This window comes from Chryseobacterium rhizosphaerae (assembly GCF_003385455.1).
Taxonomy (GTDB): Bacteria; Bacteroidota; Bacteroidia; order Flavobacteriales; family Weeksellaceae; genus Chryseobacterium; species Chryseobacterium rhizosphaerae.
In genome coordinates this window covers 19091-41048 of record NZ_QNUF01000007.1, presented here as the reverse complement: position 1 = coordinate 41048, position 21958 = coordinate 19091, and the positions used below count along the sequence as shown (strand labels likewise).

The following is a 21958-nucleotide window of genomic DNA, read 5'->3' as shown; positions in this document are numbered from 1 at the left end:
TAGATGAATACCATACTTTGGTAGACTTTATATTTTTATATTTGACTGAACAATATTACTTTGTACATTTAAATTATAATAATTTTGAAACCCATCGGAAAATCTAAGCTCCGTATTCATTTGCTCTTTTGGATACTCTATTATATCCTGGAAGTTTATCTTGATTTTTATTGGTCAAAATATCAGTTCCCGGATTTCAAATGGCAAATAAGACTTCAGAATACTTTTATGCTGGAGCTGGGGTATCTTTTGGTCAAAATCCCGCTTGCCTATTCCTTGTTATATGTATATGAAAAGGTACATATCAAGACTGTTTTCAAATATGCTCTTTATATTGGTATTGTGGTAATAGCGGTGTTGGGACATCGGTTTTTTACCCATTATATAATGTACCCCTATATCTATGGTGTGGAAGAAACACAGGATGGTAAAGAGCTTTCAGGGTACATCAACGGACTGGTAGCCTTTAATTCTTTTATGGATCTCATTTTTATGGTTGGGCTGGTGTTTGGGGTGGAAATCACCAGACAGAAAAATGTATTGAAAGACCAGTTTTCCCAGTTGAAATCCGAAAAACTGGATCAGGAACTTACAATGCTGAAAGCACAGATCAATCCACACTTTCTGTTTAATACCCTCAATAATATTTATGGGATGGCTCTTAAAAAGGCAGATGAAACGCCGGATGTTATCCTGCAGCTTTCTAAAATAATGAGGTATAATATTTATGAAGCCGCAGAGAAAAATATTTCTATAAAAAAGGATATTGAAAACATCCAGGATTTTATACAGATCCAGAAAATCAGGCACCACCATCTTACCATTAATTTTAACGAAAATATTGATAATCCGTCACAGGAAATATCTCCGCTTATATTGATTCAGTTTGTTGAAAATGCTTTTAAACATGGGGTTTCCGAAAGCTTGGGAGAAGCTTTTATTCATATTGATATTCAATTGAAAGATGGAATTCTTAGGTATTGTATTGAAAACTCGAAAGAAGACAGATCTCACGAACATTCTACCAAACTGGGACTGAAAAATATCCGCAGACAGCTTGAGTTGCTTTATCCTAAACATATACTTTCTGTAGAAGATAAAACTGACCGATATATTGTACAATTAACCATCAATTTCAATGATACATCCAGCCTCTAAAAAATACAACTGCATTATTGTAGAAGACGAGCCTATAGCCGCAGAAATTCTGGAAAATTTTGTTTCCCGGGATGAAGAGCTGAACCTTGTAGGTAAATGTGCCGATGCGGTTTATGCGAGTAATCTTTTGAGTATTCATGAGGTGGATCTGATGTTTTTGGACCTTCACCTTCCCGTAGTAAAAGGTTTTGATTTCTTAAGAAAATTAAAGAACCCTCCTGTTGTCATTGTTACCACTGCTTACCATCAATATGCCGTGGAAGGCTATGAACTGGATATTGCTGATTATCTGATGAAGCCTATCCCTTATGACCGGTTTCTTACAGCCGTTGAAAAATTCAAACATCTGATGCAGGCAGAAGATGCTTTACTGGAATTGGCTGAACGCGACTATATTTTTATCAGCAGTGGAAAGAAGCAGATTAAAATTATACTACAGGATATTTTTTATATCGAAAGTTTAAGGGAATACATCAATATTCATACAAAGGCAGAAACATTCACTTTCAAAATGCCCATCAGTAAGATTGAAGAAAGCCTGAACCCAAAAATGTTCCTCCGGATCCATAAATCTTATATTATATCCCTCTCAAAAGTGGAAGTAAAATCTGCAAACGTTATTCAGGTTAACGGAAAAAAACTACCGGTGGGGAGGACTTATAAACCCTTGGCAGGATTTTAAAAATACCGTCAAACCATTATTTTTTCATTCTGCAATAATCATACATTAGCATCGCAGAAGATTATCGTGGATTACATTCTCAATCTTATACGTATTTATTTTTAGTAGACGATAATAGGCTGTTGATATATAAACTTGATCATAATTTTCACCAATTATTGAATTTTGACTAACAATCATGTTATAAAAATCAATAGTTATGAAATATCAGTTAAAGCTTTTAAGTGCCGGCGTTGTTTTTTTCATGGGTGGTGGAACATACTTCAGCCAGGAAAAACAGGATAGCCTAAAATCCCAGAATATAGAGGGGATTGTTGTTACTGCATTGGGAATAAAAAGGGAAAAAAAATCCCTGGGATATTCTACACAAGAGGTAAAAGGTGAAGATATCAACAGAAATCCAACGACCAATTTTCTGAATAATCTCTCCGGAAAAGTCGCTGGTCTTGAGATCAGGCAATCTACCAATTTCGGAGGTTCCATAGATGCTGTTTCCAGGGGATACAAATCTATTTTAGGAGATAACCAGGCTCTTTTTGTAGTAGACGGTGTTCCGATTATCAACAGAAATATCAATTCTACAGGTCAGCAAAATGGAGGCGGAGGTTATGATTATGGAAGTCCTGTTTCAGACATCAATCCCAATGATATTGAAACCATAAATGTATTAAAAGGAGCTGCCGCAACTGCTTTATACGGGTCTAGAGCTCAAAATGGAGCCATTATCATCACTACGAAAAAAGGAAAGAAAAACACTCAGGGAATTGGACTGGAGTATAGCGGAAGTATTTCGGTGTCCACTGTTGACAAATCTACTTTTCCTGAATATCAGACGCAATATGGACAGGGCTATTTCGGTAATGTTTTTGCGAACTACCAAAATAGCCCCATGGCCATCTTCTGGCATGACGCTTCCTATGGAGCACCGTATGACCCTAATCTGATGGTATGGCAATATGACGCATTTATTCCTGAATCACAAAATTTCGGAAAGAAAACACCCTGGACTATGGCTAAAAACGGTCCTATTACTTTTTTTGATAAAGCCATTAATCAAACCAATAATATTGCCCTGAGTGGCGGAAATGACAGGGCTACATTCAGGTTAAGCTATTCTAATACCAACGCTACGGATATCATGCCGAATTCTTCTTTAATGAAGAATAATTTTGGCGGAAATGCTTCTTATAAAATTACAGATAACCTTACCGCTACTATTTTTGCCAATTATATTACACAAAATACAAAAGGAAGGAATTCTACAGGATATACCGATAATATTATGGGTAATTTCCGACAGTGGTGGCCCACGAATGTGGATATTCAGTACCAGAAATATCTTTTTGATACTTTTGATAAAAACTATACCTGGAATATTAAATCTCCCGTTAATCTGTCGCCGGCTTATTGGGATAATCCCTATTTTACCCGATATAAGAACTACCAGAATGACAAAAGAGAACGCTTTGCAGGAAACTTCAGCCTGAGTTACGACCTGTCAAAAAGCATCAATATCCTGGGAAGAGTAGGGATCGACGGATACAGTATGATTACTGAAGAAAGACGAGCGGTGGGTTCTATTCCGGCATTTTTCAGTTTTAATACCATTGAACAGCCTTCAGGGTATGCCGTGACCAATCTTCGTTTTACAGAAACCAATTATGACCTGATAGCCACTTATAAAAAGAATATTACAGAAAATTTGAGTATTCAGGCATTAGTGGGAGGAAACGTCAATGTTCAGACCAATTATTCTAATGCACAGACTACCTCAGGTGGATTATATATTCCGGATCTCTACACCATTTCCAACTCAGCAGCTACTCCTGCAAAGCCCATTATTACAGATAATTCCAAATATATTTACGGGGCTTTTGTTCAGGCATCTTTAGGATATAAAAACACCTATTACCTGGAAGGAACATTCAGAAGAGATCAATCGACGGCTCTACCTAAAGGAAAAGGAGCTTACTATTATCCTTCGGTCTCAGCAAGTTTGGTTTTCTCCAACCTCCTGAAACAAGACTGGTTAAGTTTCGGAAAGCTAAGAGCAGCCTATGCAGAGGTAGGTTCGGACACTAATGCCGATCAACTGAGAAACAGATATATTGCTCAGGCTTCTTTTGGAAATAATCCCGTTTACTCCTACAATACAACGTTAAGAAATGCAGATCTTCTTCCCCAAAAACTGAAAAATATTGAGATAGGAACCAATATGCAGTTCTTTAAAAACAGAATAGGATTTGATTTGGCGTGGTTCAGGAATAAAGCATTTGATCAGATACTCCCGCTTCCTATTTCTCTGGCAACAGGAAGTGGTGCTAAAATTCAGAACACAGGAGAACTTACGACAAAAGGACTCGAAGTTTCGCTAAATATTACCCCTCTGAAGATCAATAATTTCACATGGGATATGATGATCAACTGGTCTAATCCTAAGACTAAAGTTACCGCTTTAAGGGAAGGTATTGAAAACATCACAATTGGTACGCTGCAGGGAGGAATTAGCATTAATGCACCTCTTAACGGAGAATATGGAAGCATCTGGGGCTCAGATTTCGTGTATGATCCCAATGGAAATAAAATTATAGGAACCAACGGAGCTTATCTCCATACAGATGACAGCAATCACAACTTAGGAAGCTTTCAGTCGGATTTTATCGCAGGATTAAATAACTCATTTACTTATAAAAATTTCAATCTTAGTTTCCAGATCGACTGGAAAAAAGGGGGTAAGATATTTTCTCTGGATCAGTATTATGGATATGGAACAGGGCTTTATCCTGATTCTGTAGGCCTGAATGACCTGGGAAATCCTGTCAGAAATACTTTAGCAAACGGCGGGGGACTTATTCTACCGGGAGTGATGCAGGATCCTAATAATCCGGGGCATTATATTCCCAATACAATACGTCTTGACCGTTCCATCTCCAGCCAGAATTTAGAAACAGATCCTCCTGTGGCAGCGTTTGTTTATGATGCCAGTTTTATAAAGCTTCGTCAGGTATCTATTTCTTACACCTTCAATAATACCTTCTTAAAAAACGCAGGAATTCAAGCCCTTACACTTGGGTTTACAGGAAGCAACCTTTGGATCATCCATAAAAACCTTCCTTATGCAGATCCGGAAGCGGGGCTTTCTTCAGGAAGTATTCAAGGATATCAGTCCGGGGTAATGCCTTCCACCAGGAACTTCTCATTCAATCTGAAAGTCAATTTTTAAAAACTATTACAATGAAAAATACTATTATACTTATATCTTTTCTGGCTGTATTGTTGACAGGCTGTACCCCAGAGGATGTTAATAATGATCCTAATGTAGCTTACAATATGTCACCTGAACCTCTGATTACTTATGCAGAAAAGGAGCTCAGCGATTATATGAATACACCCAGTGTCAATGAAAATAACTTCAGGCTTACCATGCAGTACTGGCAGGAGGCTACATATGTAAGTGAAAGCAACTACAATTTTACGGCAAGAAATGTTTCTAATAACATCTGGGGTGATAATTATGTAAATGTCCTTAATAACCTGAATAAAGCAAAAGAACTTCTAGAGCAGTATCAGCCGGCTGCTTCAGAAGTGAACTCGTGGCCTGCAAAAAAGAAGAATCAATTAGCGATTATTGATATCCTTTCCGTCTATACCTTTCAGACTCTGACTGATATATTTGGGGATATTCCTTACAGCCAGGCTCTTAATAATGATAAATTTCCGCTTCCTGCCTATGATGATGATACACAGATTTATGAAAAACTTATCATTCGTTTAAAAACAGATATCAACAACCTGGAGGAAGGAGAAGGAACATTTGGGGCAGGGGATATCCTTTATGGAGGAGATATAGGAAAGTGGAAAAAGTTTGGCAACTCCCTTCTTTTAAAACTGGGAATTGCCGTTTCTGACATCAACCCCACACTTGCCCAATCCAGCATTAATACAGCAATCTCCGGTGGAGTGATCATGGATGAATCACAAAATGCTATTTTCAGATATCAGGCTGAAACCCCAAATTTTAATCCTTTATTTGAAAATCTGGCCAACAGTGGGAGAGATGACTTTTTCGGAGGAAAACCTTTTGTAGATTTCCTTATTACAACCTCTGATCCAAGAATATCAAAATATTTTCAGGATGTAGACGGTGTTTACATTGGACAGGAAATTGGTTTGCCGGGAGTTTTTTCAGACTTTTCTGCTCCAGGGATTTTTGCGTATATTCCTATAACACCAGGAAATCTGATCACTCATACCGAAGTTGCTTTCTACAGGGCTGAAGCAGCAGCCCGATTTGGAATTGGCGGCAGCCCGGAGGCACTTTATAATACTGCCGTTCAGGCTTCATTCCAGGAATGGAAGCTTTCTTCCCAGGAGGCACAGAATTATCTCTCAGACCATCCGTACAATGCGTCCAACTGGAAAAAATCTATTGGAGAACAGGCATGGGTTGCCATGTATAATCATCCGGTAGTTTCCTGGAATTTTTACCGGAGATTAGATTATCCTGCTTTACAGGCTCCTCCAACGGCTATTGCCAATGCAGAAGGAAAAGTTCCGGTAAGGTTACAGTACCCAACTTTAGAAGCAACTACCAATGGTACCAATTATGCAAAAGCTGCTGCTGCCATAGGTGGAGATAAACTGACCACAAAAGTTTTCTGGGATATTCATTAAATAGAGTTTCTTATTTTTTCATATCATTTATTTTGTAAACCTTTTGAAGCCTGTATGTTTTATACAGGCTTTTTTACTATGCATTTGTAGATTACAGCTCTTCATTGATAGCTGAATTTTCTTTATCAACGGTTATTTTCTCAAATTTAATTCAGGAAAATAATATGATCATGTCAATATATAAAAGCTGTTTAATCTTTTTTACTAAACCACAAAAGCTTTTATTTTCAGACACTTTAGTACACTTTAGAAAGTTTAAAGGAATACCGCACAATTAAGTTCACATAAGATGAAACTCTTTGATTTTCAACAAAACTTTAGTGTACTTCTTATACACAAAGTATATAACTTAAATAGCTTAAGTGTTTAAAAATATTGTGTGACTTTTGACTACGTCGAAATAATATTCGTCGACTGAAAGGAGATAATCTTCGATTTGTGGTCAAGTTTAAACAGACTTATAATGTGGTTGGTTTATTATTCAAGTATTGAATAATGTTTTGGCTTAATGATTAGCAATAATCTTAAGCCAATTTTTATTTTCCCTAGAAAACACCCAATGCTGTTTTTATAGTATAAATCTATAATAATAACAAAATTTAATTTATTTTACATACAGGATATCTGTACTTTTATCCTGCGAAGAAAGCATTACATATATATATGATAGGAAACTACTATTTGAATACCATCAACAAACAAATATCAATATTTTCCTATGAAAAAATTAAAGTTCATAACCGCTCTGATTGTAGCTTTCTTTTTAGTGAATTCTTGTGACAATGAAAGTCCTTCAAATCCCTCGGATGTTCATCCTAATGCTGAAAAATATCAACGGATTGTTGATCGGTTTATGCAGGCAGGTGCTGTAGGAGTAAATGTAGCAGTTATCTCGCCGGAAGGAGTATGGACAGGGGCAGGAGGTTTGGCTGACAGAGAGAAAAATATTCTCATGAAAACGGACCATAGACTTCGCATAGGCAGTATGACAAAAATGTTTGCATCCACTACTATTTTAAAATTACAGGAAGAAGGTCTTCTTAGTATCAAAGATAAAATTAATAAATACCTCCCTAACAGTATTATAGGACACATTTCAAATGCCAATGAAGTTACCATTGAACAATGTCTTAATCACAGATCAGGTATCCGCAATTATCTACAGGATGTTTCTCAGGGAGTTTTCGATGGAAGTATTGTCAATTATTCTGCTGAGCAAACCCTTCAGATGATTTATGATAAACCGGCCGATGATCCTGTGGGAAAGGGATATTATAGCAACTCGAATTATTTACTGCTTTCATTGATTATCAAAAAGGTAACAGGAAAACCTGCCTATCAGGTAATCAATGAAAAAATAATTATCCCCCTTGGACTTAAGAATACATTTGCTTCGACCATTCTTCCCGATACATTCACCAGATCTTATTATACTGAAAATGCCGAAGGAAATGATTTGAATGATGTTACATGGATTGATAACAACGGAATCGGCGGGGAAGGAGCTATTGATGGAGGAATGATATCAACTGCATCTGATATCACTCAATTTACAGAAGCACTTTTAACAAATAAATTGCTTTCTCCGACTTCAATGCAGCAGCTGAAAACCTATGTAGATAATGACCCTGTCCGATTAGAACCTGAATTACAGTATAATAAACAATATGGTTTGGGACTCATGAGATTAGAAACAGATCAGGGAGAAGCCTTAGGGCATGACGGCCATGTTTTTGGATTTGGAGGGAAAACATACTATTTTCCCAAACAAAAAGTAACAGTCTGTATACTCCTCAATACCTGGTCCCCAAAAGTTGTAGCTGTGCTTAATGCCAAAGAAACTTTTAATTTATTATTTTACTAGTAGGTCTTTACAAATAGAGCAGGATATCTTCTAAAAAAATTAGGCTTAATGACTAGCAATAATCTTAAGCCTATTTTTATGTTCAGCCTTATTTTTTATTAAAATAGCTTGAGACCAACGATTCCAACCACAATAAGTAAAGCAGACAATAATCTGAAAATATTGGCAGAATCCTGAAAAAACAGAACCCCCACTAATAAGGTTCCTACTGCACCGATTCCTGTCCATACAGCATAGGCTGTTCCTATTGGAATACTTTTCTGTGCGTACCAGAGAAATCCACCACTGACAGTCATACAGGCAATCGAAAATAGGATCCAGGTCCATTTATTACTGTCAGGCTGTTGAGATAATTTAAGACCCAATGGCCAACCGATTTCAAAAATTCCTGCAATAACTAATGCCATCCAATTCATACTGTTTATTTTAAAGTTATGTAGGATTGAAATTTATCAATCCTGATAACATGATTAAGCTGACAATTGATTCTTGATCATCAGGCACTTAATCTATGTTACGGTTGTAAAATTAGTACAACCTGTTTGTATTCAGTGAAATGAATTATGTGACCCTGCAAAAATCACAGATAGAATGTAATATACTCAAGATGAAACGTTATCTGTTTTGAAGTAATTACTAAGCTAAATATGGTATCTTTAAGCAGTAAAAACCGATAGAACTGATATATTCTATCTTAAATATGACCCATTTCAACTATGTTAACAGATATAATTGCCGTCCACCTCAATGTTATTTTTTGTGGAATAAATCCGGGTTTGAAATCAGCTGATGAAGGCCATCATTTTTCAGGAAGAAGCAACCGGTTTTGGAGAGTTCTCCATCAGTCCGGCTTTACGCCTTATGAAATTCAAGCGGTCAATGATACTTCTATTCTGGATTTCGGATATGGCCTTACTACCGCTGTTGCAAGGGCTACTTCCCGGGCTGATGAACTTTCAAAAGAAGAGTTTGATGAATCTCTTGAAGCTTTTAAGGTAAAAATAACAGAATTCCAGCCGAGGTATATTGCATTTCTGGGTAAAGCAGCGTATAAGGCATTTTCCAAAAAGAAAGAAATTTCATGGGGAAAGCAGTCTGATGATTTTTGTGGAGCCGGGGTATGGGTTTTACCTAATACCAGTGGTTTAAACCGTGGGTTTTCCCTGGACGATCTTGTTACTTCTTACCGGGAGTTTTATGAGGCTATTCACGAATAGTCGGAATAGTACATTTCAAATTTATCCTTTGTTGGGCTTGCTTACATATTTATTATTTTTCACAAAAAAGCGCCAGGGTAAAAGGGCATCTTCCTGTGCATAAGCAACCCCTATACGAGGGCCGGTTATTATTTCATCAGGCTTATACAGAATACCATGATCTTCGATCCAGATCTCATCTCCGGTCAGGTCTTTTTTATTAAAAGACTGATCTATTCCTAATGCTTTTGCTGCCGATCCGGGACCAGAGGAAATTGTAGCTTTAGAGGAGGGCATATTCCGCCTGTGTTCCATAATTTCTTTCCCTATCAGTGGCTCTACAGCTCTGATCAACACCGCATGGGGATCATCTTCTACAGAGGATACCACATTGAAAAGGTGATGAATTCCGTAGCATAAATACACATAAGAAATACCACCATGGCTGTATAGCGGTTCAGTTCGGTTTGTACGTCTGCCTCCATACGCATGGGAAGCTTTGTCCTGCACCCCAAAGTAAGCTTCTGTTTCTACAATAATTCCGGCTGTAATAGCATCACCAATTTCTGTAAAAAGGACTTTTCCCAAAAGGTTCTGAGCCAGAAAAAGGACATCTTGATTAGAATAATAGGAGTGAGGTAATTTCAAATCGGTAAGTTTATCGGTTGACAGATCAAAATTAATGATATAAAAACAAATTTCATAGACTTAAACAGATTGTCACTACATTTGGAAATTAGTTAACTTCATTTTCACACCAAAAATAAAATATCATGAAACCCTTTAATCTGATCCTGTTCGTTGTTATTTTTTGTTGTACTGCACTGTCATTCAGTATTCCTTATCAGCAATCGTATAAAAAAATGATTGTTGGAAAATGGCAACCTGTACTTTCAACGAGTGAAGGAATTGAAGCTAACGGAAACCGAACGGTAAAAAATTATAGATTAAGCAACAAAGACCTCATGCAGTTTAATGCTGACGGTTCCATTATCGATAGCGGGCAGCTTTACTTTTCGTATGCATTAGATCCTGATGACAAAATTTTATCTTTATTCGATGGTGGTAATTATGAACGAAAATTTGATATCGATCAGCTAGATAAAACAACCATGAAAATTGTTATGAGAGAAACTGATAAGTACAAGGGAGAACCCTTTCAGATTATCTGGACGATTGTATTTAAAAGAAAATAAATATACTGATTGGCGCGCAGTTTTTACGGCAAATTAGAAAAGTTTTCCAGTTTGCTCTCCAAAAGCAACACTTCTCCATTATCATACTGATCTCTTCTATCCAGTAAGTATCCTAAATAAATTATAATGGAATCTATTTGTCTTCTGGAAATAAAAACATTTTCTTTTTGAATTTCGTCTTCTATTTCTTCTACATACTCAATTTCATCTTCATCAGCTCTATCTTGTACTTCTTTTTCGTATCTGATTGCTGACAGTATTAATTCTTTTTCTTCAGTAGTAAATGTTAACATGATTTTTTACTTTTAGTTTTTAATGAACATTATTTTGCACCATTATAAAAAACAGGCTTCTATGATTTTTAACCCTTGGAGAATCCTTTTTTTATTTAGGCAGAGTAATACGTCTCATATTTAAGCTGTTAAAGACAAATATTTTCTTTTCCTTAGCCATTCGCATCAAGACTTCGTTTCTGTCTTCGATCGACATGTTGAGAATGTGATCAAAAGCTCCAAAAGTAACACCATTGTTACCTCCGTCTTTTTCATGCTGCGCTTTAACGATCTCCAGTATTTGTTTCTCTATTTCCTCCTGATTTTCCATGGGCTAAAGATACAAAGTTTGTACCTCTGTTCCTAGAAATGAGAATCCAAAATAAACAATAAGTATCTTTACTCTTCATAGATATTTGGATGTATTAAAAACTTGATCTGTCATAATCCTTATAACCATATTTTAAGTGAGCTCTAATTGTATTCTAATCCATTAAAGCCATACTGTTGCATTATTAGTTTTAATTTTGCAAAATGAAAAACAATTTTTTTTTTGGAGCTGTAAGTAAAGCTTTTTGCTTGCTATTTTTAATTCTTGGCAGTAACCTGTGTATATCTCAAATTAAGGGAAGTTCAGAGATAAAAGTGGCATATGGACTTGGAACGACCACCGATTTTGTTAATGTTTTCAGTACTGTTTTTACATTGGGTTATGGCCCTTATGAGAAAAGAAATTCCGGTGCCTTTATTATTGAATATAACTATGCAATAAAAGATAAATGGGTGATTGGGACAGACTTCGTATATCAACAGATAACGAGAGAATACTCTGATCATGTATCAGAAAAGTCGCACAATTATACGATGGCGGTAAAAAGCGATTACAACTATATATCAAAGTCAAAATTTCGCATGTATTCGGGAGTGGGGCTAGGACTCACCATGGAAAAGAACAGGAACCCTTCGGAAAGTATTTCACATGTTAATTTCCACCTTACGGGATTAGGAATTAGATTAGGAGGCAGGCTTGGTGTAAATGCTGAAGTAGGTTTTGGATATAAAGGAATAGGAAATGTAGGATTGGCTTACAATTTATAACTAATAAGATCAGACCATAAATCCTGTTTAAAACAAAAATACCAGATATCAATGTATCTGGTATTTTTTATATTATTTTCCTCCCGGAGGACAATGTTCTTTTAAATACTTGGTAAACATAGTAGCCAGATGGAGTGATGTTCCTTCTCCTTCACTGATAGAGTGCGTTCGGTTAGGATAAGACATCAGCTGGAACTGTTTGTTGTATTTCACCAGCTCATTAATGTATACTTCTGTATTTTGATAATGCACATTATCATCTCCTGTTCCATGAACCAATAAAAGATTTCCTTTAAGGTTTTTAGCATAAGCCAGTGGAGAACCCTTTACAAAATCTTCTCTGTTTTCCTGTGGAAGTCCCATATACCTTTCCTGATAGATATTGTCATAGAATAGCTGATTGGCTACAGGAGCAATCGCAATTCCTGTCTGGTAAATTTCAGGATATTGTCCCAAAAGATTTAGCGTGGAAGAACCTCCACCGCTCCAGCCCCACACCGCTACTCTGGAGGTATCTACATATGGCCATTTTGCAAATAAAGCTTTAGCTCCCATTGCCTGATCACGGATATTAAGCTGACCAATTTTACGGTAAACAGATTTTCTCCATTCGCGTCCTCTAGGGGCAGGTGTTCCGCGGTTTTCAAGAGAAACATATAAATAACCGTCTTCAGCCATATCCCCAACGTATAAATAATTCCAGCCTGTATAGAAATTATCTGTTACGGTTTGCGATCCAGGCTCACCATATACTGTGAAAACAATAGGATATTTTTTGTTAGGATCAAAGTTTTTAGGTTTTACTACCCATCCGTCCAGGGTCACTCCATCCTGTGTTGTAATCTGAAAGAATTCTGCTTTAGATTTTGCAGGATCAGCCTTTGCTGATCTTTTTGCAGCCACAAGCTCTTTATGATCCGGAAGGGATACTACCGCTCCTACAGAACTTGCATTGACGCTGCTGTTATTAAACATCGCAATCTTTCCGTTGGGGGATATCGTATAATTATTAGAGCCCGAATACGCTTCAGGAGTTACCCTTTGTGCATTACCTCCTTTCATGCTCACTTTATACAGATATTTCTGAGTGGCATTCTTAGGAGAAGCCAAAAAGTAGATCTGTCTATTGGGAACATCAAAAAATTCCGGTTTTATCACATCAAAATTATCTTTTGTAATCAATGTTTCTTTCCCATTCAGGTCTATTTTATAAATATGCCTCCATCCGTCTTTTTCAGAAAGCCACAAGAACTCTTTACCATTGTCTATCCAGTCCCAGCCACTAGGATCATTGTCATTCCAACGGGATTTTATATCAATCCATGCGGCATCTGTTTCAGTGTAAATTGTTTTTCCAGTTCCGGAAGCGGCATCTGCTACAATAATTTTACTTTGATTCTGTTTTCTGTTCAGCTGTTGCAGAATAACAGATTTAGAATCCAGTACCCATTCCATTCTCGGAATATAGTTTTGTACTTCATCCCCTGCGATATTAGCCTTCTTTGATGACTGGGAGGCTATATCATAAAACCAGATACTGCAGCCTGAAGGATTTTCCCCAACTTTCGGATATTCCACAGGAACCGTAAACGAGTACAGACTATCTGTATTATTGATCATCAGGAAATTTTTGGTTCCCCTTGCATCAAGCTTCCAGTAGGCAATTTTACTTCCGTCCGGAGACCATCTGAAACCATCCTGAGTTCCAAATTCCTCTTCATAAGCCCAGTCGAAAGTACCGTTGATCATTCCATCTGTACCATCCTGGGTAATTTTGCTGATCTGATTGTTTGAAAGATCTTCAATATAGATGTTATGTTTAGAAACATAGGCTACTTTTTTGCCATCCGGAGAGAACTTGGCAAACATTAATGAGGCAGTTGGTAAGCCCTTTCCAAGCTGGGTGAGCTTTTTAGTGTTTTTATCGAAAATCCAGTAATCTCCACGCGTATTATCCCTCCAAACTTTTTGAGTATTGGCAAAAACCAATAAACTTTTCTCATCCGGAGATACCTGAAAGCTCTGTACCTGTAAAGGAGTGGAGCTTCCGGAAGGAATTAATTCATTGCTGTTTAAAAAAGTCTGATCTTTTCCGGGGTTCAGGACGTTAACAACTTCAATTCCTTTTTTAGTAAATGAATAATAAGCATTGCCATCAGGTGTCCACTGTGTTTTTTGCGCAGCTAATGGCGACAGGCACAGGAAATATAAAGCAATGACGGTTATTTTTTTTATGTTCTTCATATATAGTATTTCAATTAATCTAAATGTTCTGCACGGTAGTTTTCAATGTCTGCAACCGTTTTAATCAGTCCGTTCCCCAAAAGTCTGTAGCTGTCATCAGTAATCAGGAAATCATCTTCTATACGGATTCCTCCAAAATTTCGGTACTCATTGACCTTATGATAATTAATAAAGTCTGCATTTTTATTTTCAGACTGCCAGATATCGATCAATTCCGGAATCATATAAATACCGGGTTCAACCGTTACTACAAATCCTGATTCTAATTCTTTTCCTAAGCGTAAAGACTTAAGCCCAAATGTTTTGGTATCCTTGGGTTCTTGTTCGGTATAACCGATATATTGTTCCCCAAGATCCTCCATATCATGTACGTCAAGCCCCATCATATGACCTAACCCACATTGGAAAAATAGAGTATGGGCATGGTTTTTTACAGCTTCTTCAGGATTTCCTTTCATCAGCCCCAGGTCAATAAGACCTTCTACAAGATGCTGGGATGCTTTCAGGTGAATATCCTTAAATCGTACTCCCGGTTTCAGGAGACGCTGGGCATTCTCAAAAGCATTCAGTACCACTTCATACATTTCCTTTTGTTTTGTAGTAAAAGTGCTGCTTACTGGGAACGTCCGGGTTAAATCACCGGCATATCCCATCGCCGTTTCAGCTCCTGAATCATTTAAGAAAAGATCCCCTTCTTTCAGTGTATTAAGACGGTAATGATTATGAAGGATACCTCCGTTTATCGTTACAATAGGAGGATAAGACATCTGACATTCTTTGTTGGCTGCAAGATATTGGATCGCATTAGCCACTTCATATTCTTTACGGCCAGGTCTGGCTATACGCATGGCCAGCAGATGCATTTCATTAGATACATTGACCGCTTCTTCTATCTGTACTATTTCCTGGGCTTCCTTTATAGAACGTTGTTTTACAATAGCCTTGATCATCTCCACAGAAGGCTGTAATTCTGCTATTTTTATACCTAGAAGATCCGCCACCAAAATTTTATTGGAAGACTGGTAGGGAGGAAGGTAATGCACTTTTCTGCCGGAAGACTGAGCTTTTAGAAGGTACTGAGAAAGCTCAGCATAAGGTAAAGTTTCCTCTACACCGGCTTTCAGGCTTTTGTCTTTCAATGTTTCCTGCCTGCCCATCCATACAATATCATCGATACTTAATTCGTCTCCGAAAACAATCGTCTTATTTTCATCAATATCAATAATAGCTGCAATCCGGGGTTCCTGAATCCCGAAATAATATAAATAAGTACTGTCCTGACGGAAATAATAAGGATTGTGTTCAAAATTCACAGGATTCTCTATATTTCCTAAAAACAGTAAAATTCCATTAGCTACATTGCTTTGTAATATTGCTCTTCTGTCTTGATAAGTTTGTGCTGAAAACATATATTATGAATACTTTTTTATTTAAAGGCTTAAAGTTACGATTTTGTACTATTTGTAGTGCTTTGTTCACTAAAATAAATAATATGTAAAGTTTGGATTTTAATATGATATTCAATGTTCATATTTTGCTTAAATTCGGCAATATTTTAACATCCTATATAATTTGTCTCTATAAAGTTTTGATTTTATGAAAAGTCTCCAGTTTTCAGTACCTGCTGACACCAACAAAAGTATCCGCATACAGGAAGATATTATGCCTAATTTCTATCCTTACTTTCATCGCCATACGGAGACCCAGATCATGTGGATCCTCAAAGGACATGGAACACTGGCTATAGAGCAGAATCTCTTTACCTTTGAAGAAGGTGATATTTTTTATCTTGGAGCCAATCAATCACATGTCTTCAGAGGTGATGTTGATAAAAATGAAAAACAAAAGGTTCATTCAATTTCTATTTTTTTTGATCCCCATAAAAAGATTGCCGCATTTTTCCACTTACCGGAATTTGAGGAGCTCAAAAATTTTATTGATACTTCAGGGGTAGGTTTTAAAGTGGCTTCAAAATTAAAAATAAATGTAGGGGAAAGCATTGCCGCATTACAAAAAACAAAAGGAATAGATCAGATTATAGATTTCATAAGGATTTTAAACCATCTCATGCAAAACAGACATCTGAATATTCCTTTATCATCAGAGAAGAATTTGCTCAATCATATTTCCGATACCGACAAAAGGATTATAGACGCGCAAACGTTTATTAAGAAAAATTTTGCCCAACATAAACTTACCCTAAATAATATTGCTAAAGAAGCCTGTATGACTCCTCAGGCATTTTGCAGATCCTTTAAAAAACGTACCGGCATTACCTATATCGAATACCTGAATGAGCTGCGTGTACAAAGAGCCTGCAGGCTACTGACATCCAGCAATATGTACAATATTTCTTCCGTAGCTTTTAATAGTGGTTTCAACAGCCTTACCAATTTTAACCGGGTGTTCAAGTCTGTTATGAAATATTCACCCAAAGAATATCTGAAGCATTATAAGGAGGCTACGATGGAAGAATAATGACAACATGTTAAAATACGGTTATAATGTATTAAAATATTAACATTTGTCATTTTGAAATTCTGCTAGTTTTGGATAAATATTATTTGATATGAGTACAAAACTAAACTGGGAAGGAATTTATCCTGCTGTATTAACGCCTTTTACAAAAGAAGGTGAGATAGATTTTGAAATGTTTGCCCACAATACAGAAGCCCAGATCAAAGCCGGTGTTCATGGAATTATCCTGGCAGGAACATTAGGAGAAGCCAGTGCATTGGAAACTGAAGAAAAATTTGAACTGCTGAAGTATGCAAAGAAAATTACAGAGGGTAGAATCCCGGTAATCCTTAACCTTGCTGAAAATACAACCAAAAATGCGGTATATTTTGCTCAAAAAGCAAAAGAACTGGGTGCGGACGGGCTCATGCTTCTTCCCCCTATGCGCTATAAAGCTGACAGCCACGAAGTAGTAGCCTATTTTAAAGCAGTAGCAACCGCTACGGATCTTCCTATCCTTATTTATAACAACCCCGTAGATTACGGAATTCATGTTACTCTTGAGATGTTTGATGAGCTTATTGAATACCCAAGTATTCAAGCTGTTAAAGAATCTACAAGAGATCTGGCCAATGTCACCAGAATGATTAACCGTTTTGGTAAAAGGATCAAAATTCTTGGAGGGGTAGATACCATTTGCCTGGAAACACTGATGCTCGGAGCAGATGGACTTGTTGCAGGACTTGTAGATGCTTTTCCCAACGAAACCATGGCCATGTACAACTCTGTTAAAGCAGGAGAGTACGATAAAGCTGTTGCCATCTACAGATGGTTCATGCCATTGCTGGAACTCGATATTCACCCTAAGCTTATTCAGTATATCAAGCTGGCTGCCACCGCGGAAGGCATAAGTAGTCCTTATGTAAGGGCACCCCGTCTTGAACTGCAAGGTGAGGAGGCAGCAAGAATTAAAAAGATCATTGAAGAGGGCAGAAGCAACCGCCCGGCACTAGATTAACACCATACATCAAGCTATGATTGTAGAAACATCAAAAGAAAATATGGAGATAAGGATTCAGAGGGCTACGGAAGCTTATCAGTTCCTTAAGAATACGACCATAAAAGAACGGGCGGCGTTTATGAATGCTGTTGCCGATCAGATTGAAGCTTTAGGAGAAGAACTTTTGACAACGGCTCATGCTGAAACTTCATTGCCTTTGGCAAGACTCACGGGTGAAAAAGCCAGAACAACAGGACAGTGGAGGGCTTATGCAAAAGCAGTAGCCAGTGGAATATATGGAGAACCCCGAATTGATCTTTCAAAAGCTGACAAACAAAAAGGAGACTTAAGAAAATATAATATAGGCATTGGACCTGTAGTGGTTTTTGGAGCCAGTAATTTTCCATTTGCCTTTTCTACGGCTGGAGGTGATACCGCAAGTGCTATAGGAGCAGGTTGTCCTGTGATTGTAAAGGCTCATCCTGCACATCCTCAAACCTCTCAAATAATGGCTGATGCTATAACCGCTGTTGTGGAACAATTCGGATGGCCGGAGGGAGTCTTTAGTCATATTACCGGAGTCTCTCATGAGATCGGTACTTATTTAACCCAGCATAAAGATATCCTTGCTGTAGCATTTACAGGGTCATTCGGTGGAGGAAAAGCCTTATTTGATATCGCTAACCGCCGCGAAAATCCTATTCCGGTATTTGCAGAAATGGGAAGTATCAATCCTGTATTTGCCTTTGAACATATACTGGAAAATAAGGCAGAAGAGCTGGCAAAAGAATATGCATCCTCTTTAACACTGGGTGTTGGGCAGTTCTGTACCAACCCGGGAGTATTTGTTGCTTTAAAAGGTGAAAATCTTACCCGGTTTATTGCCGCATTAAAAAATGAAATTCAGGAAATCAACCCCGTGAATATGCTGCACAAAGGTATTTTTGAAAACTTCGAAAAACTGAAAAGTATCGCTGCTGTACAGCCGGGAGTGGAGGTCATTGCAGAAGCAACTACAGAAGTCAATCAATGGGAGGGGCGCGCTATGGTTACGGAAACTACAGCTCAGTATTTTATTCAAAATAGTATATTAAGTGAAGAAGTTTTCGGGCCATTTGGTATTATTGTAGCTTGTGAAACTCCTGAAGAAATATTGCAGATTGCCCAGGCATTGAAAGGACAGTTAACCATAACCGTAGCAGCTACAGATGAAGATGTACGTCTAAATATCAAATTAATTGATATTCTGAAGGATAAATGTGGCAGGCTTTTATTCAACGGAATGCCTACAGGGGTAGAAGTGGTTTATGCCATGCAGCATGGAGGTCCTTTTCCATCTACTACAGATTCCCGTTTTACATCCGTAGGACCGGATGCCGTCAAACGGTTTGTTCGCCCCATTTCATTTCAGAACTGGCCGGACGAGTTTTTACCGGAAGAACTGAAAGATGAAAATCCGCTACAAATCCGCAGAATAGTTGATGGAGAAGTGAATTCAGGATCATTAAAATTGCAAACAACATGAACAGAACATTTTTTTGTATAGATTCCCATACCTGCGGCTGCCCTGTGCGTCTTGTTGCAGGTGGAGGACCTATTTTAAAGGGAAACTCCATGATGGAGCGCCGGCTTCACTTTATGAAGGAATACGACTGGATCCGCAAAGGACTTATGTTTGAACCCAGAGGACACGACATGATGAGCGGAAGTATTCTGTATCCTCCTATTGACGAAAATAATGATATCGGGGTTTTATATATTGAAACCAGCGGATGCCTTCCTATGTGTGGACATGGCACTATCGGTACTGTAACCATAGCCATAGAAGAAGGCTTGGTAATTCCGAAAATTCCCGGAAAACTACGCGTTGAAACCCCTGCAGGACTTATTCTCATAGACTATGTGCAGGAAGGAAAAAAAGTAAAATCTGTAAAGCTGACAAATGTAAAATCTTTCCTGTATGCTGAAAATCTGGAAGTGGAATGCCCGGATCTTGGATTAATACGCGCAGATGTTGCTTATGGCGGAAACTTTTACGCTATTATCGACCCTCAGGAAAATTTCAGAGATATTTCTGATTTTACAGCCAGCCAGCTTATTCATTACGGGAAAATGATCCGAAAATTACTCAATGAGAAGTATCAATTTATCCATCCTGAAAACGAACATATTACCGGATTAAGCCACATCCAATGGACAGGTCAGCCTACCGATCCTAAAGCCAGCGGACGTAACGCAGTTTTAGTGGGCGAAAACGCTTTAGACCGCTCACCTTGTGGCACCGGAACTTCGGCAAGAATAGCCCAGTGGTATGCTCAAGGAAAATTGAAAGAAGGAGAAGAATTTATCCATGAAAGCTATATCGGTTCTCAGTTTATCGGAAGAATTGAAGGAACAGCCACTGTTGACGGAAAACCGGCTATTATACCATCAGTTGAGGGCTGGGCAAGAATTACCGGTTATAATCAGATTATTATTGATGATGAAGATCCTTACTGGCAGGGATTTCAGGTTATGTAAACAAACGTATGACACAGAATAAAGGAAAAGCACTTATTATCGGTGCAGGTATCGCAGGATTAACTTCAGCCTACTATCTCGTACAGAAAGGCTGGCAAGTAGAAATCCTGGAACAGAATAATCTTTCCAATAATTGCTCCTATGGCAATGCAGGAATGATTGTTCCCAGTCATTTTACTCCATTGGCAGCCCCGGGAGTGGTTGCCCAGGGAATACGCTGGATGTTTGACAGCAAAAGTCCTTTTTATGTCAGGCCTTCTCTCAATTCCAAACTGATATCATGGGGATTAAAGTTTTTAAAACATTCCAACCAGCAGCATGTGGATCGCTCGGCAGCAGCAATCCGGGATCTTAATCTGGCCAGTAGTGCACTTTACAATGAAATTGCTCAAAAGGAGGAATTTGACTTTGAGCTTAACCAGAACGGTATTTTAATGCTCTATAAAACTGAGAAAGTAGCAGAAGAAGAAACAGAACTTGCCCACAAAGCCATTAATTTAGGATTAGCAGTTGATATTCTGGATCAGAAAGGAATTCAGGAACTGGAGCCCAACACAAAACTGGATGTTATCGGAGGAATCAATTACAAATGTGACGGGCATATGAACCCGATGAAACTGATGAAGCAAATGATCTCTTACCTTACAAGTAATGGTGTCATTTTCCATACTCAGCATAGAGTAACAGGCATTGAAACTTCCGGAAGCTATATTAAAGCAGTGATAGCAAATAACAGCCGATTCACCGCAGACCGGTTTGTAATGACAGGAGGTTCATTTTTACCTGAATTGGCCCAAAAAGCAGGTATTAAAATCCATTTAATGCCGGGGAAGGGGTATTCATTCATGCATCGGCCCGTAAATCCTGTCAATACAATGGAACATGCAGCCTTATTATTGGAGGCAAGAGTAGCGGTAACCCCTATGGGTGGGCAAATCCGCTTTGGTGGCACTATGGAACTGGCTTCCCATCAGGATAAAATTAATATAAAAAGAGTGGAAGGAATTGTTGGGTCTATCCCTCAATATCTTCCTGATTTTCAAGTGGAATTACCTAAAGAATCTGACATTTGGTTTGGGTACAGACCTTGTGCTCCGGATGGACTTCCTTATTTAGGACAATCTTCCCAATTAAAAAACTTGATTATCGCAGGCGGCGGTGGAATGATGGGTTTAAGTTTAGGACCCATTTTTGGAAAAACAGTTTCAGAACTTGCCAATGACCAAAAGCCAACGGTTGAGATAAAGATATTCAACCCTGAAAGATTTAGTTAAAAAAACATCACATAACACACAAAATTACTATTTGAACCTGTTTAAACTTTTTTAAAGAAAGAGTTCCAGAAAATTAGCAATCATGGAATAAGCATTATCCCACAGAACTTATGATAAAGGATGGCAAAGTTGTAGACAAAAGCATGGGAGATATTGACTATCAAAATTTACAGACAAGTTAAAATCATTCTAGATCCAATTAACCGAAACAATTGGATTATTCAAATAATTTATTAACAAACAAATCCAAAAAATCATGAAAATTAAATCAGTATTATTTATGTTCCTATTTCCAATAATAGGTTTTGCTCAAGAAAATAGAC

19 protein-coding genes are annotated in these 21958 nt (G+C 37.7%); 13 read left to right on the top strand and 6 right to left on the bottom strand.

The annotated features are described in order from the left end of the window. The first annotated feature begins 84 nt into the window (after window positions 1-84). The 5 genes from DRF57_RS07995 (at window position 85) to DRF57_RS07975 (ending at window position 8378) form a co-directional block, all read left to right on the top strand. Window positions 85-1158 carry a sensor histidine kinase gene (locus tag DRF57_RS07995; RefSeq protein WP_115917812.1) on the top strand — a complete coding sequence of 358 codons (1074 nt, stop codon included), beginning with the start codon at window positions 85-87 and terminating at the stop codon, window positions 1156-1158. Further along, on the top strand, window positions 1139-1840 hold the full coding sequence (locus DRF57_RS07990) for a LytR/AlgR family response regulator transcription factor (RefSeq protein WP_047496450.1): 702 nt from the start codon (window positions 1139-1141) through the stop codon (window positions 1838-1840). Before DRF57_RS07995 ends, DRF57_RS07990 begins: the two co-directional genes overlap by 20 nt. Before the next feature lie 199 nt (window positions 1841-2039). After that, window positions 2040-5063: a SusC/RagA family TonB-linked outer membrane protein gene (locus DRF57_RS07985; RefSeq protein WP_115917810.1), complete on the top strand. Its 3024-nt coding sequence runs from the start codon at window positions 2040-2042 to the stop codon at window positions 5061-5063. A gap of 11 nt (window positions 5064-5074) precedes the next feature. Then, a complete protein-coding gene (locus tag DRF57_RS07980) occupies window positions 5075-6514 on the top strand; it encodes a SusD/RagB family nutrient-binding outer membrane lipoprotein (protein ID WP_115917808.1) in 1440 nt (479 codons plus the stop codon). Window positions 6515-7232: 718 nt separating this feature from the next. Next, window positions 7233-8378: a serine hydrolase domain-containing protein gene (locus DRF57_RS07975; protein WP_115917806.1), complete on the top strand. Its 1146-nt coding sequence runs from the start codon at window positions 7233-7235 to the stop codon at window positions 8376-8378. A 98-nt stretch (window positions 8379-8476) separates the two neighbouring features. Here DRF57_RS07975 and DRF57_RS07970 read toward each other — a convergent pair whose 3' ends face one another. After that, on the bottom strand, window positions 8477-8821 hold the full coding sequence (locus DRF57_RS07970) for a DMT family transporter (protein ID WP_262511486.1): 345 nt from the start codon (window positions 8819-8821) through the stop codon (window positions 8477-8479). A gap of 273 nt (window positions 8822-9094) precedes the next feature. Between DRF57_RS07970 and mug the strand changes: the two genes are divergently transcribed. Further along, window positions 9095-9595, top strand: coding sequence for a G/U mismatch-specific DNA glycosylase (gene mug, locus DRF57_RS07965; RefSeq protein ID WP_115917804.1), 501 nt, complete (start codon window positions 9095-9097; stop codon window positions 9593-9595). A gap of 21 nt (window positions 9596-9616) precedes the next feature. On the opposite strand, the gene DRF57_RS07960 is transcribed toward mug, so the two are convergent. After that, window positions 9617-10222: a DNA-3-methyladenine glycosylase gene (locus DRF57_RS07960; protein WP_115917802.1), complete on the bottom strand. Its 606-nt coding sequence runs from the start codon at window positions 10220-10222 to the stop codon at window positions 9617-9619. A 125-nt stretch (window positions 10223-10347) separates the two neighbouring features. Here DRF57_RS07960 and DRF57_RS07955 point away from each other — a divergent pair, with 125 nt between their 5' ends. Next, window positions 10348-10770: a hypothetical protein gene (locus DRF57_RS07955; protein ID WP_115917800.1), complete on the top strand. Its 423-nt coding sequence runs from the start codon at window positions 10348-10350 to the stop codon at window positions 10768-10770. Between the two features lie 23 nt (window positions 10771-10793). Here DRF57_RS07955 and DRF57_RS07950 read toward each other — a convergent pair whose 3' ends face one another. Both DRF57_RS07950 and DRF57_RS07945 read right to left on the bottom strand, forming a co-directional pair. Further along, window positions 10794-11063, bottom strand: coding sequence for a hypothetical protein (locus DRF57_RS07950; protein ID WP_115917798.1), 270 nt, complete (start codon window positions 11061-11063; stop codon window positions 10794-10796). Window positions 11064-11154: 91 nt separating this feature from the next. Then, on the bottom strand, window positions 11155-11373 hold the full coding sequence (locus DRF57_RS07945; RefSeq protein WP_047496424.1) for a hypothetical protein: 219 nt from the start codon (window positions 11371-11373) through the stop codon (window positions 11155-11157). A 203-nt stretch (window positions 11374-11576) separates the two neighbouring features. Here DRF57_RS07945 and DRF57_RS07940 point away from each other — a divergent pair, with 203 nt between their 5' ends. Continuing rightward, the gene (locus DRF57_RS07940) at window positions 11577-12140 is read left to right on the top strand and encodes a hypothetical protein (RefSeq protein WP_115917796.1); all 564 of its coding nucleotides are present in this window, start codon (window positions 11577-11579) and stop codon (window positions 12138-12140) included. Window positions 12141-12212: 72 nt separating this feature from the next. On the opposite strand, the gene DRF57_RS07935 is transcribed toward DRF57_RS07940, so the two are convergent. Together DRF57_RS07935 and DRF57_RS07930 are read right to left on the bottom strand one after the other, a co-directional pair. Then, on the bottom strand, window positions 12213-14384 hold the full coding sequence (locus DRF57_RS07935; protein ID WP_115917794.1) for a S9 family peptidase: 2172 nt from the start codon (window positions 14382-14384) through the stop codon (window positions 12213-12215). Window positions 14385-14398: 14 nt separating this feature from the next. After that, on the bottom strand, window positions 14399-15793 hold the full coding sequence (locus DRF57_RS07930) for an aminopeptidase P family protein (RefSeq protein ID WP_115917792.1): 1395 nt from the start codon (window positions 15791-15793) through the stop codon (window positions 14399-14401). A 187-nt stretch (window positions 15794-15980) separates the two neighbouring features. Between DRF57_RS07930 and DRF57_RS07925 the strand changes: the two genes are divergently transcribed. The 5 genes from DRF57_RS07925 to DRF57_RS07905 all read left to right on the top strand — a co-directional run bounded on the left by DRF57_RS07925 (window position 15981) and on the right by DRF57_RS07905 (window position 21635). Continuing rightward, on the top strand, window positions 15981-16862 hold the full coding sequence (locus tag DRF57_RS07925) for an AraC family transcriptional regulator (RefSeq protein WP_084084213.1): 882 nt from the start codon (window positions 15981-15983) through the stop codon (window positions 16860-16862). Window positions 16863-16953: 91 nt separating this feature from the next. Beyond that, a complete protein-coding gene (locus DRF57_RS07920) occupies window positions 16954-17859 on the top strand; it encodes a dihydrodipicolinate synthase family protein (RefSeq protein ID WP_084084212.1) in 906 nt (301 codons plus the stop codon). 16 nt (window positions 17860-17875) lie between these two features. Then, window positions 17876-19366 (top strand): aldehyde dehydrogenase (NADP(+)), encoded by a 1491-nt coding sequence (locus DRF57_RS07915; protein WP_115917790.1) that lies wholly within the window; start codon window positions 17876-17878, stop codon window positions 19364-19366. Then, a complete protein-coding gene (locus DRF57_RS07910) occupies window positions 19363-20361 on the top strand; it encodes a 4-hydroxyproline epimerase (RefSeq protein ID WP_115917788.1) in 999 nt (332 codons plus the stop codon). Before DRF57_RS07915 ends, DRF57_RS07910 begins: the two co-directional genes overlap by 4 nt. A gap of 8 nt (window positions 20362-20369) precedes the next feature. Beyond that, a complete protein-coding gene (locus DRF57_RS07905; RefSeq protein ID WP_115917786.1) occupies window positions 20370-21635 on the top strand; it encodes an NAD(P)/FAD-dependent oxidoreductase in 1266 nt (421 codons plus the stop codon). The last annotated feature ends 323 nt before the right edge of the window (window positions 21636-21958 follow it).

Coding starts and splice junctions, on each gene's coding strand:
- DRF57_RS07990 (WP_047496450.1), top strand. CDS start 1,139: ATGATACATCCAGCCTCTAAAAAATACAACTGCATTATTGTAGAAGAC.
- DRF57_RS07985 (WP_115917810.1), top strand. CDS start 2,040: ATGAAATATCAGTTAAAGCTTTTAAGTGCCGGCGTTGTTTTTTTCATG.
- DRF57_RS07980 (WP_115917808.1), top strand. CDS start 5,075: ATGAAAAATACTATTATACTTATATCTTTTCTGGCTGTATTGTTGACA.
- DRF57_RS07975 (WP_115917806.1), top strand. CDS start 7,233: ATGAAAAAATTAAAGTTCATAACCGCTCTGATTGTAGCTTTCTTTTTA.
- mug (WP_115917804.1), top strand. CDS start 9,095: ATGTTAACAGATATAATTGCCGTCCACCTCAATGTTATTTTTTGTGGA.
- DRF57_RS07955 (WP_115917800.1), top strand. CDS start 10,348: ATGAAACCCTTTAATCTGATCCTGTTCGTTGTTATTTTTTGTTGTACT.
- DRF57_RS07950 (WP_115917798.1), bottom strand. CDS start 11,063: ATGTTAACATTTACTACTGAAGAAAAAGAATTAATACTGTCAGCAATC.
- DRF57_RS07945 (WP_047496424.1), bottom strand. CDS start 11,373: ATGGAAAATCAGGAGGAAATAGAGAAACAAATACTGGAGATCGTTAAA.
- DRF57_RS07940 (WP_115917796.1), top strand. CDS start 11,577: ATGAAAAACAATTTTTTTTTTGGAGCTGTAAGTAAAGCTTTTTGCTTG.
- DRF57_RS07935 (WP_115917794.1), bottom strand. CDS start 14,384: ATGAAGAACATAAAAAAAATAACCGTCATTGCTTTATATTTCCTGTGC.
- DRF57_RS07930 (WP_115917792.1), bottom strand. CDS start 15,793: ATGTTTTCAGCACAAACTTATCAAGACAGAAGAGCAATATTACAAAGC.
- DRF57_RS07925 (WP_084084213.1), top strand. CDS start 15,981: ATGAAAAGTCTCCAGTTTTCAGTACCTGCTGACACCAACAAAAGTATC.
- DRF57_RS07920 (WP_084084212.1), top strand. CDS start 16,954: ATGAGTACAAAACTAAACTGGGAAGGAATTTATCCTGCTGTATTAACG.
- DRF57_RS07915 (WP_115917790.1), top strand. CDS start 17,876: ATGATTGTAGAAACATCAAAAGAAAATATGGAGATAAGGATTCAGAGG.
- DRF57_RS07910 (WP_115917788.1), top strand. CDS start 19,363: ATGAACAGAACATTTTTTTGTATAGATTCCCATACCTGCGGCTGCCCT.
- DRF57_RS07905 (WP_115917786.1), top strand. CDS start 20,370: ATGACACAGAATAAAGGAAAAGCACTTATTATCGGTGCAGGTATCGCA.